This is a genomic window from Paenibacillus stellifer (genome assembly GCF_000758685.1).
Classification (GTDB): domain Bacteria; phylum Bacillota; class Bacilli; order Paenibacillales; family Paenibacillaceae; genus Paenibacillus_AQ; species Paenibacillus_AQ stellifer.
In genome coordinates this window covers 5,451,896-5,465,068 of the sequence record NZ_CP009286.1, presented here as the reverse complement: position 1 = coordinate 5,465,068, position 13,173 = coordinate 5,451,896, and the positions used below count along the sequence as shown (strand labels likewise).

At 56.6% G+C, this 13,173-nt stretch carries 15 protein-coding genes; 11 read left to right on the top strand and 4 right to left on the bottom strand.

The annotated features are described in order from the left end of the window. Positions 1–224: 224 nt before the first annotated feature. The gene (locus PSTEL_RS24995) at positions 225–953 is read left to right on the top strand and encodes an S-layer homology domain-containing protein (protein ID WP_038699573.1); all 729 of its coding nucleotides are present in this window, start codon (positions 225–227) and stop codon (positions 951–953) included. Beyond that, positions 950–1,564 carry a hypothetical protein gene (locus tag PSTEL_RS24990; RefSeq protein WP_156995961.1) on the top strand — a complete coding sequence of 205 codons (615 nt, stop codon included), beginning with the start codon at positions 950–952 and terminating at the stop codon, positions 1,562–1,564. Before PSTEL_RS24995 ends, PSTEL_RS24990 begins: the two co-directional genes overlap by 4 nt. A 124-nt stretch (positions 1,565–1,688) precedes the next feature. Here the strand turns inward: PSTEL_RS24990 and PSTEL_RS24985 are convergent, their stop codons facing one another. Further along, positions 1,689–2,669 carry an aldo/keto reductase gene (locus tag PSTEL_RS24985; protein WP_038699569.1) on the bottom strand — a complete coding sequence of 327 codons (981 nt, stop codon included), beginning with the start codon at positions 2,667–2,669 and terminating at the stop codon, positions 1,689–1,691. Positions 2,670–2,759: 90 nt separating this feature from the next. Beyond that, positions 2,760–3,662, bottom strand: coding sequence for a LysR family transcriptional regulator (locus PSTEL_RS24980; RefSeq protein ID WP_038699567.1), 903 nt, complete (start codon positions 3,660–3,662; stop codon positions 2,760–2,762). 97 nt (positions 3,663–3,759) lie between these two features. Between PSTEL_RS24980 and PSTEL_RS24975 the strand changes: the two genes are divergently transcribed. Further along, on the top strand, positions 3,760–4,701 hold the full coding sequence (locus tag PSTEL_RS24975) for a DMT family transporter (RefSeq protein WP_052099006.1): 942 nt from the start codon (positions 3,760–3,762) through the stop codon (positions 4,699–4,701). Then, positions 4,667–5,269, top strand: a complete 603-nt coding sequence (locus PSTEL_RS24970) for a flavin reductase family protein (RefSeq protein WP_038699565.1) — start codon at positions 4,667–4,669, stop codon at positions 5,267–5,269. Before PSTEL_RS24975 ends, PSTEL_RS24970 begins: the two co-directional genes overlap by 35 nt. Positions 5,270–5,409: 140 nt before the next feature. Here the strand turns inward: PSTEL_RS24970 and PSTEL_RS26560 are convergent, their stop codons facing one another. After that, complete coding sequence (locus tag PSTEL_RS26560) at positions 5,410–6,543, bottom strand: FUSC family protein (RefSeq protein WP_084065320.1); 1,134 nt, start codon at positions 6,541–6,543, stop codon at positions 5,410–5,412. Between the two features lie 206 nt (positions 6,544–6,749). On the opposite strand from PSTEL_RS26560, the gene PSTEL_RS24960 reads away from it, so the two are divergent. Genes PSTEL_RS24960 through PSTEL_RS24945 form a run of 4 tightly spaced genes read left to right on the top strand, consistent with a single transcriptional unit; the run spans position 6,750 to position 10,545 of the window. Then, positions 6,750–7,862 (top strand): ABC transporter ATP-binding protein, encoded by a 1,113-nt coding sequence (locus PSTEL_RS24960; protein ID WP_038699563.1) that lies wholly within the window; start codon positions 6,750–6,752, stop codon positions 7,860–7,862. Further along, a complete protein-coding gene (locus tag PSTEL_RS24955; protein ID WP_038699561.1) occupies positions 7,852–8,661 on the top strand; it encodes an ABC transporter permease in 810 nt (269 codons plus the stop codon). The genes PSTEL_RS24960 and PSTEL_RS24955 overlap by 11 nt, the downstream gene beginning before the upstream one ends. Next, positions 8,651–9,475: an ABC transporter permease gene (locus PSTEL_RS24950; RefSeq protein WP_038699559.1), complete on the top strand. Its 825-nt coding sequence runs from the start codon at positions 8,651–8,653 to the stop codon at positions 9,473–9,475. Before PSTEL_RS24955 ends, PSTEL_RS24950 begins: the two co-directional genes overlap by 11 nt. After that, entirely contained in the window at positions 9,472–10,545 is a 1,074-nt protein-coding gene (locus PSTEL_RS24945; RefSeq protein ID WP_038699557.1) for an ABC transporter substrate-binding protein, read from the top strand. Before PSTEL_RS24950 ends, PSTEL_RS24945 begins: the two co-directional genes overlap by 4 nt. Positions 10,546–10,735: 190 nt before the next feature. Here PSTEL_RS24945 and PSTEL_RS24940 read toward each other — a convergent pair whose 3' ends face one another. After that, entirely contained in the window at positions 10,736–11,557 is an 822-nt protein-coding gene (locus PSTEL_RS24940; RefSeq protein ID WP_038699555.1) for a class I SAM-dependent methyltransferase, read from the bottom strand. A gap of 152 nt (positions 11,558–11,709) precedes the next feature. On the opposite strand from PSTEL_RS24940, the gene PSTEL_RS24935 reads away from it, so the two are divergent. Genes PSTEL_RS24935 through PSTEL_RS24925 form a run of 3 tightly spaced genes read left to right on the top strand, consistent with a single transcriptional unit; the run spans position 11,710 to position 13,170 of the window. Continuing rightward, on the top strand, positions 11,710–12,018 hold the full coding sequence (locus PSTEL_RS24935; protein ID WP_038699553.1) for a nucleoside triphosphate pyrophosphohydrolase family protein: 309 nt from the start codon (positions 11,710–11,712) through the stop codon (positions 12,016–12,018). 15 nt (positions 12,019–12,033) lie between these two features. Further along, positions 12,034–12,525, top strand: coding sequence for a DinB family protein (locus PSTEL_RS24930; RefSeq protein ID WP_038699551.1), 492 nt, complete (start codon positions 12,034–12,036; stop codon positions 12,523–12,525). A 45-nt stretch (positions 12,526–12,570) separates the two neighbouring features. Next, positions 12,571–13,170 carry a nucleotidyltransferase family protein gene (locus PSTEL_RS24925; protein WP_052098998.1) on the top strand — a complete coding sequence of 200 codons (600 nt, stop codon included), beginning with the start codon at positions 12,571–12,573 and terminating at the stop codon, positions 13,168–13,170. Positions 13,171–13,173 lie beyond the last annotated feature (3 nt).

Sequence of the window (13,173 nt, the reverse complement as noted above, 5' to 3'; positions counted from 1 at the left end):
GACGCACTTCTCATTGCCTGGGAATCCCCCTGTTTCTTCTCCCCATTTGAGCCGTTGTGGTCATTTTGGGCTACACCTGCCCTGAACTGCCGGCAAGCCGGCGGCGGCCGTTCGGCCTATTCACAACGAAAGGAGAGGCGTCAGCCCCTCGTAATGTGGTTTTCTGAATGATGGCAGCTTACTCTACTACTTAAAATGCCATATGAATATCAGGAGGCCCGGAAATGACAGGACAGGTGCTAAGACGAATCGGAAGAAAGGGTGTGCGGATACTGCCGGCGATTTGCTTGCTGACCGGCTTAATCGGGACGGCCGGGATTGCCGGGGCAGCAAGCGGAACAACGAGTACGGCAACGCCAAGCGCCGCATTCAAGGATATCAGCGGACATTGGGCGCAAAAAGAGATTGAAACAATGGTAACCGACGGGATTTTGAACGGATATCCGGACGGGACTTTTCGGCCTAACGAGCCAGTCCAGGTGGACCAGTTCGTCAAGATGCTGATTTTGTCGTTCAGTAACCTTCATCCCAATCAGGAGCGAAGTTGGCGCACCTCTTTTCTTGCTTCGCTCACGGAAGAGAATCGCACGATCCTGAAGCAGGATTACCGGTATTTCGACTTCAAACCCGCTATGACGGGATACTGGGCCAAGCCCTATATCGATGTGGCGAGCGACTTGAATTTTCTGAACAAAAGCCGCTACAGCGATTTTCAGAGTGATATGACCCGGGAAAATGTGGCGGAGGTTTTGTTCTATACACTTCAAGAAACCGAGTTCCTCGAGGATGAGCAGTTCAGCTGTTCGGTGGCTGCGGCATATGGAGATTTGACCAGCGCGAGCGAACGCGAGCAGAGATTCATTGCGGAATCGCTGATCAAAGGAATCATGCAAGGGTATCCGGACGGAAAGTTCGGCGTAGGCCGCTATGTGACGCGAGCGGAATCGCCGTGATTTTGAACCGCCTCATCGACAAGACGAAGCGGATTCCGATCCAGCCCCAGGCCGACAAGCTGCAGCGGCTCGTGCCGACAGCTGGCGGGCAGAAAATCGTTGTGTTCCCGGACAAGCAAATGTGGGATGCGTATGACACGCTGCTGAAGGCCGGACAGCTTCGCGGCTCCAATTACGATCTGCTGGACACAACGCTTCGATTATTTAAGGATGAGAAAGAGAAGATTGCGGTTCAGCAGAGCGGAAGCATGGGCAATACCGGAGCGGGAAGCGTGGCGGCGACGGAAGAAGCGGCGATTTGGCTCGATCCGACATACAATACATACGGCATTACCGTTCGGCTCCGTGAAGGGACGCTGGCGCGGAATGAAGAGCCGATCAGGCTGTTCGCCAATCAATTGTTTACATATGATGCAAGCACTTTTCATACCTTCTTCGCCTCCAATTGCGCCGACATGGAAGCAGGGATGCAGTTGGCCGACAAGCAGGTGACCGTGGGCAACTACAGGGTAAACGTCCTCGTGAACAATGCCGAAAAACGCTCGTCTTCTCGATCGCAGCCCAATAAGGATGGCGGATTAAGCCGCCGAGCGCCTGGCGTTGCAGGATAAGGATTGCCTGGCAAGAGCAATAGGCGGTAACCAGGGCACTGCCCGGAGCCATTTGGAGTTTAAAAAAAGGAACGCTGACAGCATAACTGCGCAGCGTTCCTTTTTGTGTGAAAGATTATCGCCGTTAGTCCTGCGGCAGCCGGTACACGGCAAAAGGCTCGCCGCCTACAAACGGGCGGCTGATCTCGTCCAGCCGCTCCATGATCTCGGCGCTTAGCTCGAGAGCAATGCTCTCCAGGCTGTCCTCCAGCTGCCCGGCGCGCGTCGCGCCGACAATGACTGTCGAGACAGCCGGACGGTTCATCAGCCAGGCCAGCGAGAGCGAGGCCGGCGTCGTGCCAAGCCCGGCGGCAAGACGGCTCGTCTCTTCGCCGAGCGCAATCCGCTCCGGTGTCAGGAACCGGGCGAAGTTCGGGTCGGTATCGGCCCTGGAACCGGCCGGAGCGCCCCCGCCGCCGCTGTACTTGCCGGTCAGAATGCCTCCGGCGAGCGGGAAGTAGGGGATGATGCCGACGCCCTGGTCAAGGCAGAGCGGCGTATACTCGCGCTCAGGCGTCCGGTCGGCGAGGGAGTAGCTGCACTGAAGCGAGACGTAGCGCGTCAGCCCCAGGCGCTCGCTGATGCCGAGCGCCTTCATAAGCTCCCAGGCGGCGTAATTGGAGGCGCCGATATAGCGCACCTTGCCGGACGACACCATGTCGTCCAGCGTGCGCAGTGTCTCCTCTAGCGGCGTGTTTGGATCGAAGGTGTGGATCTGGTACAGATCCACATAATCCGTCTTCAGCCGCCGGAGGCTGTCCTCGAGCTCGCGCATAAGGTGGAAGCGCGAGGAGCCGCTGCCGCCGGGCCCGGGGCTGCGCACAAGCCCGGCCTTGGTGGCCAGCACGGCCTCATGCCGCCGGCCGGCCAGCGCTTCGCCGATAATCCGCTCCGATTCGGTGCCGGCGTAGATGTTGGCCGTGTCGATGAAGTTGATGCCGCGGTCAAGCGCGGTGTGCAGCACGGCCGTGGAGGCCGCCTGATCCGCCCGCTTGCCGAAGGCGTTGGTGCCGAGTCCAAGCTGTGATACCTGTAGTCCGCTATTGCCTAGTCGTTGGTATTTCAACAATGTTCGCTCCTTTAGTGTCGGTTGCATGTGTGACTTTCCGGTCCCGCTTCAAGTATAAGGCGGAGTGGATGCGCCTGGGCTTACGGCTTACTGTACGCCGGTTGTCCCAACAGGCTCGTTCCCGGCCTCGCTGAACATTCCAGTCGCCGTGTCCAGAAACAGCCGGACCGCAAGCGATGCGCTTCCGGCTGGGCTTACCGCAAGAACGATGTCGCGGGTAGCGGGCGGATCAAGCTCCCGGATGGCGACGCCCTCCGGCGGAGCCAGCAGGGACAGCCGGGACATGACTGCGCAGGCAAGGCCTTCCTTGACCATGTTCAGCCCTGTGTGATAGTTGCCGATGATATACTTGGCAGACAGGTCCGCATCCGCCCGGCGAAACAGATCGACGACCGGCGGCTCGTAGCCCGACCTGCAGATGAGCATCGTCTCATCCGCCAGCTCTTTGGCCCGAACGACGGGCTTTGCCGCAAGCGGATGGTTGTCCGGCAGCACCGCATAGAGCTTCTCCGTGAACAGGGGATAGGTCTTGAAGCCGTCAAACGGCGGAATGAGGATGCCGACGTCGATGACTCCGTTCTCCAGCCACTCCTTGATCTCCGCAATCGAGCCTTCATGAAGCCGGAAATCCAGGCCCGGATATTTGCGGGTGATGGCGCCAATGATGGGCGGAATGAAATAGGCCGCCGCCGCCGGAAAAGCCCCCACGGAGATGAGGCCTTTCTCCAGCCCTTTTTCCGCAGCGATTTCCTGATCGACAAGGTCATAGCCTTTGAGAATATCCCGGAAGATCACGAGAATCCGCTTCCCGATTTCGGTCAGCGAGATGCCGCGCCGGTCGCGAATCAGCAGCGTGACATCCAGCTCGGCTTCCAGGGTGGAGATGGCCCGGCTTACGGCAGGCTGGGTCATGTTCAGCTCCTGGCCAGCCCGGGTGAAGCTTCCGCTTTCGGCGATTTTGACGAACAGCTCCATTTGCGCTTTGTTCATATCAGTTTTGGTATGCTCCTCATGAGTAATATTCATTTTATTTATGACTGCAGTTATTGTATCATCTTAACAGATCATCATACAAGGAGGGCCTTACATGTCCCGCTCCAAAACGACTTTTCTGCTGCTGATGTTCCTGATTCTAGTCTGGGGCATCAATTGGCCATTATCAAAAGCGGCGCTTGCCTATGCGCCCCCGCTGCTTTTCTCCGGCATCCGTACCGTCATCGGAGGAGTGCTGCTAATTCTGATCGCTTTGCCAAAGGCGAGGCTTCTAAGGCTCAGGCAGCTGTGGCCTATATATCTGATGTCGGCTCTGCTCAGCATTGTGTTCTATTATGGCTTCCAAACCATCGGCCTGCAGTATGTGGCGCCAGGGCTGTTCTCGGCCATCGTCTTTCTGCAGCCGGTGCTGCTCGGGGTGTTCTCCTGGCTGTGGCTTGGCGAGTCCATGTATGGACGCAAAATCGCGGGCCTGGTGATCGGCTTCCTCGGTGTGGCTGCTTTAAGCGCCGGCGGATTCTCGGGCAGCATCTCCCCGATTGGCATTGTGCTGGCGCTGCTCAGCGCGCTGTGCTGGGCGCTCGGGACGATCTATATCAAGCGGAACGCCGCAAGAGTTGACATTCTGTGGATGACGGCCATGCAGATAACGATTGGCGGCGTCATTTTGCTGGCGGCTGGAAGTGCGACCGAATCTTGGGGGGCGATTACCTGGAACGCCGCATTTATCTCCGAGACGTTGTTTATTGCCGTATTTGTGATTGCTCTTGGTTGGCTGGTATACTTTAAGCTAATCAATGAGGGCGAAGCGAGCAAGGTGGGGTCCTACACTTTCCTGATTCCGCTTGTTTCCATCGGCTCAAGCGTCCTCTTCCTAAATGAACAGATAACGCTGAATCTGGTGGCGGGTCTGCTGCTGGTCGTAATCAGTATAGTGCTGGTTAATGTACGGCCAAGAACGGACCGGCTCATAGAGGTGGCGTTCTCGAAGGAGGATAACCATGATTATTCCGGTAAGCGGGCAGAGTATTCATGACAATTACAAAATCCTGATCGGCAGCGTCGTGCCGCGGCCGATCGCGTTCGTCACTTCCATTGATGCGGATGGAGTCGTCAATGCGGCGCCCTTCAGCTTCTTCAACATCGTGAACGATAATCCGCCGATGATCATGTTCTCGTGCGGCAAGCATGCGGACGGAACGCTGAAGGACACGGCGCGCAACATTCTGCGCAGCGAAGAGTTTGTGGTGCACATCACGGATGAAGACAACATCGAGGCGATCAATCATACGTCGATCAACGCTCCGGAAGGCGTGAGCGAGCTGGAACTGGCGGGCCTGACGGCTGTTCCGTCGGAGATCGTGGCCGTTCCCCGCGTTGCGGAAAGTCCGGTCGCGATAGAGTGCCGCCTCGTTCACCATGCGGATCTTGGCCACTTTGACCTGTTCGTAGGCGAGGCGCTGAGCTTCTACGTACGGGACGATCTCATTCACAACGGCCGGATCGACATCGCGGGCCTGAAGCCGGTCAGCCGGCTGGCGGGAAACTCATACAGTCTGATCGGCCGCATCTTCGATCTGGAACGTCCAGTCTACGGGGAATAACGGGAGAGAAGCCGGCGGGAGGAACAGAAGCTTACAGGATAATCAGCGCATAAAAAAGGGACGCTCCCAAGCTTAAAGCTTGTGGGAGAGTCCCTTTTTGAAATATAAGACTTTATAAGTTGTTGCTTACAACAGGTCTTCTATTTCTCGGTAAACGCATGGCGTCTGGAGGACGCCGTAAGGCGTTTATCCTTGGCGAAGCGTACAGCCCGGTTCGCATGGGCCAGCGCCCGCTGCGGGGCGGCGGAGCAGAAGTCGTAGTCGGCGCGCTCCACTTCATTCAACAGCCGGTTCAGATGGGAGAAGACGGCGCCGAGATCGCGAATGGCGGTCAGCGAGCAGCTTCCCTGCAGCTCGGAGAAGCTGGTCAGCTGCAGCTCCCGTGCCAGCCGGAGCTTCTCCGGCAGCACGCTGCCGCAGTCGGCGGCTGACAGGGCCTTGGCGCCGAAGAGGGCGATGCAGTCTGCTGTGGCTTGCAGATTCTCCTTCATCCAGTCGGATGCGGCGTAATGCGCCGGAAGCAGCGAAATTTCGGTTGCAATTTCTTTCACATAGCCGTGCATCGTCTTCAGATGGGAAGTCGATTGCTTCAGCATGCTCAGTTCATAGCGGTTCGGCAGATGGCAAATGGTGAAGTGCAGCTCGGCCTGCTTGCGTGTGCTGGCCTTGAGCAGTTCGTCCGCCCGCTTGAGGAATTCCGCCTGCATGGCTTCAGCCCGCCCCGGCGCGATGCCGTTCAGCCCGTCCGCCAGCAGCAGACTTCCTTCGAGCGCGGCTCCTCTTGCGCTGCCGAAGCTCTTCGGAGGAACGATAATCATATTGAAGACCAGCGCGATGACGACGCCGATCAAGGTTTCGGATGCCCGGTACATCACGTAGTGATCCTGGATAAAGGTAATCGCCAGAACGGAAGTGACGCCGACCTGGGTGATGGCCTGGAAGTTGATCTTGCAGGCGGTGGCGATTCCAAGCCCGACCAGCAGAATCAGCAGGATGGACAGCGGACCAACGTTCATGAAATGCCCGACCAGCAGGCTGACGGTTCCGCCAAGCACGATGCCGAGCAGCCGGCAGAGGCCTTTTTCCAAAGAGGCCCTCACGCTGCCCTGCGTAATCAGGATTGCCGCCAGCGGAGCGAAGTAGGAGAACTCGCCGCCGTAGATGGCGTGCACAACCATCCAGGATATCGAAGCCGCAAGCGTGACCCGAATCATATATAAGGAAAAACCGTACTTTTCAAGACGCTCCTGCAGCCCCTCGTGCATGACACTCATCTCTTTTCAAAAATTTTAGCAAGTTTACGCTGTTTTCAGACACTTTTCATTATAGCACCGCCGGAATTATGGTTCAGTAGGCACTTATTACAACATTACGAACATCAAGCGGCTGAAGCGAAAGAATTGATGCCGTAACCGTCAAAACGGGGTATGATAATCTTAACCGAATTCATACATAAGCAAGGGGGCTGACAAAAATAGCCATTCAGGAATCTATCATTATTTCATTTCAGAATGTTATGAAGCGTTACGACGAGGATGAGGAGCCGGTGCTCAAGGGCGTCAGCTTCGACATCGAACGCGGTAAATTCTACACGCTGCTCGGACCGTCAGGCTGCGGCAAGACGACAATTCTGCGTCTGATCGCCGGCTTCGCCGAACCGACCGAGGGAACCATAACGATGGAAGGCAAGGTCATGAACCGCATTCCCGCCAACGAGCGTCAGGTCAACACGGTGTTTCAGGATTATGCCCTGTTCCCGCACCTGAACGTGTTCGAGAATGTGGCGTTCGGTCTGCGCGTCAAGAAGCTGAAGAAGCCGGTTATCGAGCAGAAAGTCCAGGAAGCGCTGCGCTTCGTCAACCTGGCCGGATACGGGAACCGGTCGGTAAGCGAAATGTCCGGCGGTCAGCGCCAGCGGGTCGCGATTGCCCGGGCCATTGTCAACGAGCCGCAGGTGCTGCTGCTGGACGAGCCTCTGTCTGCGCTCGATCTGAAGCTGCGTACCGAGATGCAGTATATTTTGCGGGAGATGCAGCAGCGTCTCGGGATCACCTTCATCTTCGTTACCCACGACCAGGAGGAAGCGCTGGCGATGTCGGACTGGATCTTCGTCATGAACAAGGGACGGATCGAGCAGAGCGGCACGCCTAACGACATTTACGATGAGCCGATCAACCGTTATGTCGCCGACTTTATCGGTGAATCCAATATCGTGCCGGGAGTTATGATCGAAGACTATTTGGCGGAGTTCAACGGCCGCCGCTTCGAGTGCGTGGACGCCGGTCTGCGTCCGAATGAGCCGATCGAGATCGTCATCCGGCCGGAGGATCTGGAGATTGTGCCGCTCGATCAGGGCAAGCTCCGCGTCCGGGTGGACAGCCAGCTGTTCCGGGGCGTGCATTACGAGATCAGCTGCTACGACGAATCGGGCCAGGAATGGCTGGTCCATTCTACCCGCAAGGCGGAGGTGGGCGGCGAGATCGGCCTCTATTTCGATCCGGAAGCGATCCATGTCATGAGGTTCGGCGAGACGGAGGAGGAGTTCGACAGACGGCTGGAAGCGTACGGCGAGGTGGAAGCTCATGGCAAGTAAGAGCAAGCCGTTCTATCTTATCCCGTATTATCTGTGGATCGCGCTGTTCGTCGTCGCGCCCGTGCTGCTCGTGCTGTACTACTCGCTCTTCGACATCGAGGGCAACCTGACACTGTCCAATTACGCGGACTTTTTCACGCCGGTCTATTTGCGGATGACGCTCAGCTCGTTCTGGTATGCCTTTCTGATCACGGCGTTCTCGCTGCTGGTGGCTTACCCGGCCGCCTGGCTGCTGACAAGAGCGAAGCACAAGCAGCTCTGGCTGCTGCTCATTATTTTACCGACATGGATCAACCTGCTGCTGAAGACGTATGCGTTCATCGGCATCTTTGGCACGTTCGGACCGGTGAACAGCATTTTGGACGTACTGGGCATCGGCTCGCAGCAGATTCTGTTCACGGGCTTCAGCTTTGTGTTCGTCTCGGTCTATATTTTTATCCCGTTCATGATTCTGCCGATCTTCAGCGCCCTGGAGGATCTCAATCCGTCGCTGCTTGCGGCGGCGCGTGATCTGGGCGCTTCGGGGTGGACAACCTTCCGGCGGGTGGTCTTTCCCCTGACGATCTCGGGCGTCCGTTCGGGCTGCATGGCGGTCTTCATTCCGGCCCTTTCGCTGTTCATGATCACCCGCCTGATCGCGGGGAACCGGGTCATTACGCTGGGCACGGCGATCGAGCAGCATTTTCTGGTGACGCAGGATTGGGGCATGGGCTCTACAGTTGCGATGTTCCTGATCTTCGTCATGGCGCTGGTGATGGTGTTGCTGGGCGGCCGGAAGGAGGTGCGGCATGGAAAATAAGCGAAACCGCTGGTCCAATCTGTATCTGGTCCTTGTCTTTGTCGTGCTGTATGCACCGATATTCTATTTGATGTATTACTCGTTCAACAGCGGTGGGACGATGCATAAATTCGAGGGCTTCACGCTCGAATACTACCGCGAGGTGTTCCAGGACACCCGGCTGATCATCATCGTCATCAACACGCTGGTGATCGCGCTGCTGTCGTCGGCAATCGCGACCGTCATCGCCGTGATCGGCGCGCTCGCCATTCAGCGGGTCCGGAGCCGGAGAGCCAAGAATACGCTGCTGTCGCTGAACAACGTGCTGATCGTTAGCCCCGATGTCATCATCGGCGCTTCGTTCCTGATTTTGTTCACGATCGCGGGTGTGAAGCTCGGCTTCTCGTCTGTGCTGCTGTCGCATATCGCCTTCAGCGTGCCGATCGCGGTTCTGATGATTCTGCCGCATCTGGAGGAGATGAGTCCTAGCCTTGCTGACGCCGCGCGGGACCTCGGCGCCTCCAGTACCGATGTGCTGACCAAGGTTATCCTGCCAGTCATAAGACCCGGTATCTTCAGCGGCTTCTTCATGGCGCTGACCTATTCGCTCGATGACTTCGCGGTGACGTTCTTCGTAACGGGCAACGGCTATTCCACGCTGTCGGTCGAAATTTATTCACGGGCCCGCCAGGGCGTATCGCTGTCGATCAATGCGCTGTCCACGCTCATTTTCCTGTTCACGGTGCTGCTTGTGGCGGTGTATTACGTGCTGACGACGAAGAAGGCCAAGCAATCTCCGGCCGAGCCGGCGGCGGATGCGGGGGTGCCGAGATGAAGCAGCTCGTGAACGCTTTTCTGGCGATTATGATCGCAGCTTTCGCCCTGATGTATCTAGGCTCATGGATGAACAAAAGCGAGGGCTATTCCGGCGGCAACACCCTGACCATCTACAACTGGGGCGACTATATCGACCCGGAGCTGCTGACGCAGTTCCAGAAGGAGACAGGCATTACCGTCATCTACCAGACCTTCGATTCCAATGAGGCGATGCTGACGAAGATTGAGCAGGGGGGCACGAATTTCGACGTGGTGGTCCCTTCGGATTATGCCATCGCCAAGATGAAAGAGGAGAATCTGCTGCTCCCGATCGATCACAGCAAGCTGCCGAATCTGTCCCACATCGATTCCAGGTTCATGAATCTGTCGTTCGATGAGGGCAACAAGTACTCGGTTCCCTACTTCTGGGGCACGGTCGGCATTATTTACAACCCGGAGCTGACGCACGGGATCAAGTTCGACAGCTGGGATGATCTGTGGGACAGCCGGCTGAAGAACAATATTATGCTCGTGGATGGCGCGCGGGAGATCATGGGCATGGCGCTGAACAGTCTGCACTATTCCTTGAACGACAGGAATGAAGAGCATCTGCAAGAGGCGCTGACCAAGCTGAACAAGCTGTCGCCGAACGTCAAGGCGATTGTCGGAGACGAGATCAAGATGCTGCTCGCGAACGAGGAAGCGGCCGTCGGGGTCGTCTGGTCCGGGGACGCCTCGGAGATCATGGACGAGAATGACAAGCTGGATTATGTGGTGCCAAAAGAGGGCTCGAACGTCTGGGCCGATAACCTTGTCATTCCGCGTACCGCCGCCAATGTAGAGGGGGCGTACAAGTTCATCGACTTCATGCTCCGGCCGGAGGTGGCGGCGCAGAATGCCGAATATGTCGGCTATTCTACGCCGAACAAGGACGCGCTGGCGCTGCTGCCGGAGGATATTTCCGGAGATGAGCGCTTCTATCCGCCGAAGGAGCTCACCGACAAGCTGGAGGTCTACGACAATCTCGGCAAGAAGATGCTCGCCCATTACAACGAGCTGTTCCTGAAGTTCAAGATGCATAACGATTGAAGATGCTTCTGCCAAAAGATCAAGAGGCTCAAGAGATGCCGGGGACTGCCCCGCTTCTCCATGAGCCTCTTTTTTGCCGAGGACAAGGCCGCCCTTGTTTCTCGTGCTCTTGTCTTTCATGCTCTTGCCTATCTGCTGTAACCGTGTCTTCCCGGCATCTGTACATTCATGGTCCAGGTTATCCGCAGGCTTATTTGATCCCGAGCCGCATCCGGTAGGCGAACATCGTATCCAGCGTCCGCCCCGCAAAATACTGCTCCACCGCCTGACGGTACAAGGCGATGTCTTCGTCCAGCTCGCCGCCGCCCAGCCTGAGAACGGTCTGCATCCCGCCCTGGCTGAGCGTAAGGCCGACATACCGCTCCGCGTCGCAGCGCTCCATGTTGTGGAAGACCAGCTCCCGGCAGAAGCTGAAGACCCCGCTCTCGCGGATTCGGCTCAGATGCTCATCCTTGTTGCGTTTCAGGGCCCTGCTCTCAGGCGGCACCCGGCCTTCGATTACAGTATCCGCCTTGCTGATCAGGTCGTTGTACATGTTCTCGATAGCCGGCTCAAGCACGGGCGGCCAGTCGCAGTCGTAGGCGGCGAAGACCCCGCCGGTACGCAGCACCCGCGCCGCCTCCTTCAAGGTGCTGACCGGCTCCATCCAGTGAAAGGATTGGGAGCAGGTGATAATGTCAGCCTCTTCCGCCCCAAGCTCCAGAGCGTTGGAGTAGCCCTGGATGAACGAGATATGCTGCGGCTTGCCCAGGGCGTCCCATTTCTCCAGCGCCCGGCTCCGCATGTCGTCCCCCGGCTCGACCCCGATGATCCGGTCGGCTCTTCCCGTCCACAGAAAGGTAGACAGGCCGGTCCCGCAGCCGAGATCGACGACAAGGCCGGGTCTTGCTCCCAGGTAGCCTGTCAGCAGTTCGGCTACTATCGGCGGCGCTTCCGGCCGGTACCGGTCGTATTCTTTTTGAAAACCCTTGAATCGCTCGACATTGGAATACAGATTTCCTTCGGGGATCATGGCTTCACGCTCCGTTTCTTTATGACCTACAACTATTGTAGCATCCTCCTACCAAGGTTATGAGAAATTCTGTAATTTCTTCTATAGGCGTCCCCGCGCCGAATTCGGTAAAATGGAAGGGGAGCTAAGACATAACGCTACAGGAGGAGATCATGGAACTGCAGGATGCAGCCGAACAAGTAAGCCGTGTAACCCGAAGCTATTGCAGCAAAATTGATGTAGAGCCAAGCAATGAATGGTTCCTTCTAAAAATCCAGGAAGAGCTCGGAGAGCTGGTGCAGTGCTACCTGGAGCTTAATCATAAATCCAGAGCCAGAGGAAAGACCGAAACCGAGCTGCGGGACAATTTTGAAGCCGAGCTGGCCGATGTGCTGGGGCTGGTGCTGTCGATGGGGAAGCATAATGATATGGATATGGATCAGGCTATTTACAATAAATGGCTCAAATGGTTAAATGATTAAAGGCGGTGGCGACGCATGGACTCCTTGTTCCTAAGAATCTCGCTTCATCGAATGACCGATCTGTATTTTCCTAAACTGAAGGAAGCACTGCAAGGTTTGAGTCAAGAGCATTTATGGCAGGAGCCGTATCCGGGCGGCAATTCGATCGGCGGTATCGCTCTGCATGTATGTGAGCATATCGCCAGGAACTGCGTTCGTCTGGAGAGCAAGGACCCGAAGCTGAAACCGGATTTTGAGAAGTATTTTCCTATCAGCGAACAGACCGCCGATGAGCTGCTTATGAAGTTCGGGCAGCAGCTTCAGCAATGGGATGCCGTGATCTCGCGGTATATGGACGGGGAACGATTGCTGGAGGAGGAGCATATTCACCAGATTTATCATCTGGTCGAGCATACCGGTTATCATCTGGGTCAGATCATTGACCGTGTTCAGCAGGCAACCGGAAAGAAATTCAATTTTGTTCAAAAGGGTCTGCATGAAGCGTATTTGCGGAGTAAAATCGGATGAAGCCTGAACAAGGCGGATTCATTCCAAGGCTGGTGAAAGCAAGAAATGCTGGAGAACAGACTGGAGAATAGACTGATCAAAATATTGTACAACTACAATCTGATCCGGGACCTGCGGGTGGTGCAGCAGCTGCATCTGCCGAACTGGTGCATCGCCGCAGGATATGTCCGAGGCGGGGTATGGGATTACCTGCACGGTTATGCAAGCCCTACGCCGCTGAGCGATGTGGATGTGCTGTACTACGACCCGGCCGATCTTAACGAAGACACCGAGAAGCGTTACGACCAAGCCTTAAAGGAGCTTTTGCCCGAATACAACTGGTCCTGCAAAAATCAGGCAAGAATGCACCTGAAGAACCAGGCGGAGCCTTATCTGTCGGTGGAGGACGCCATGCTGAGATGGCCGGAGACGGCTACCGCCGTCGGCGTCAGTATGGATCGTTATAAGAAAATCAATGTCATCGCTCCGCATGGCCTGCATGATCTGTTCAATCTGATCATCCGGAGAAGCCCGTATTGCCACGACGAAGAATGTTTCCAAGAGCGGGTGCGGAGCAAGAACTGGCTGGAAATCTGGCCCCGGCTGCGAATAGCCGAGTCCGGGCCAGGAGAGCCGGGAGAGCAAGGCGAGCGCTTAAAGGTTTAAGGC

Excerpts from the sequence above, each read along its gene's own strand:
- PSTEL_RS24995 (WP_038699573.1), top strand. The coding sequence starts at position 225 with ATGACAGGACAGGTGCTAAGACGAATCGGAAGAAAGGGTGTGCGGATA.
- PSTEL_RS24980 (WP_038699567.1), bottom strand. The coding sequence starts at position 3,662 with ATGAACAAAGCGCAAATGGAGCTGTTCGTCAAAATCGCCGAAAGCGGA.
- PSTEL_RS24975 (WP_052099006.1), top strand. The coding sequence starts at position 3,760 with ATGTCCCGCTCCAAAACGACTTTTCTGCTGCTGATGTTCCTGATTCTA.
- PSTEL_RS24970 (WP_038699565.1), top strand. The coding sequence starts at position 4,667 with ATGATTATTCCGGTAAGCGGGCAGAGTATTCATGACAATTACAAAATC.
- PSTEL_RS26560 (WP_084065320.1), bottom strand. The coding sequence starts at position 6,543 with ATGAGTGTCATGCACGAGGGGCTGCAGGAGCGTCTTGAAAAGTACGGT.
- PSTEL_RS24955 (WP_038699561.1), top strand. The coding sequence starts at position 7,852 with ATGGCAAGTAAGAGCAAGCCGTTCTATCTTATCCCGTATTATCTGTGG.
- PSTEL_RS24950 (WP_038699559.1), top strand. The coding sequence starts at position 8,651 with ATGGAAAATAAGCGAAACCGCTGGTCCAATCTGTATCTGGTCCTTGTC.
- PSTEL_RS24945 (WP_038699557.1), top strand. The coding sequence starts at position 9,472 with ATGAAGCAGCTCGTGAACGCTTTTCTGGCGATTATGATCGCAGCTTTC.
- PSTEL_RS24940 (WP_038699555.1), bottom strand. The coding sequence starts at position 11,557 with ATGATCCCCGAAGGAAATCTGTATTCCAATGTCGAGCGATTCAAGGGT.
- PSTEL_RS24935 (WP_038699553.1), top strand. The coding sequence starts at position 11,710 with ATGGAACTGCAGGATGCAGCCGAACAAGTAAGCCGTGTAACCCGAAGC.
- PSTEL_RS24930 (WP_038699551.1), top strand. The coding sequence starts at position 12,034 with ATGGACTCCTTGTTCCTAAGAATCTCGCTTCATCGAATGACCGATCTG.
- PSTEL_RS24925 (WP_052098998.1), top strand. The coding sequence starts at position 12,571 with ATGCTGGAGAACAGACTGGAGAATAGACTGATCAAAATATTGTACAAC.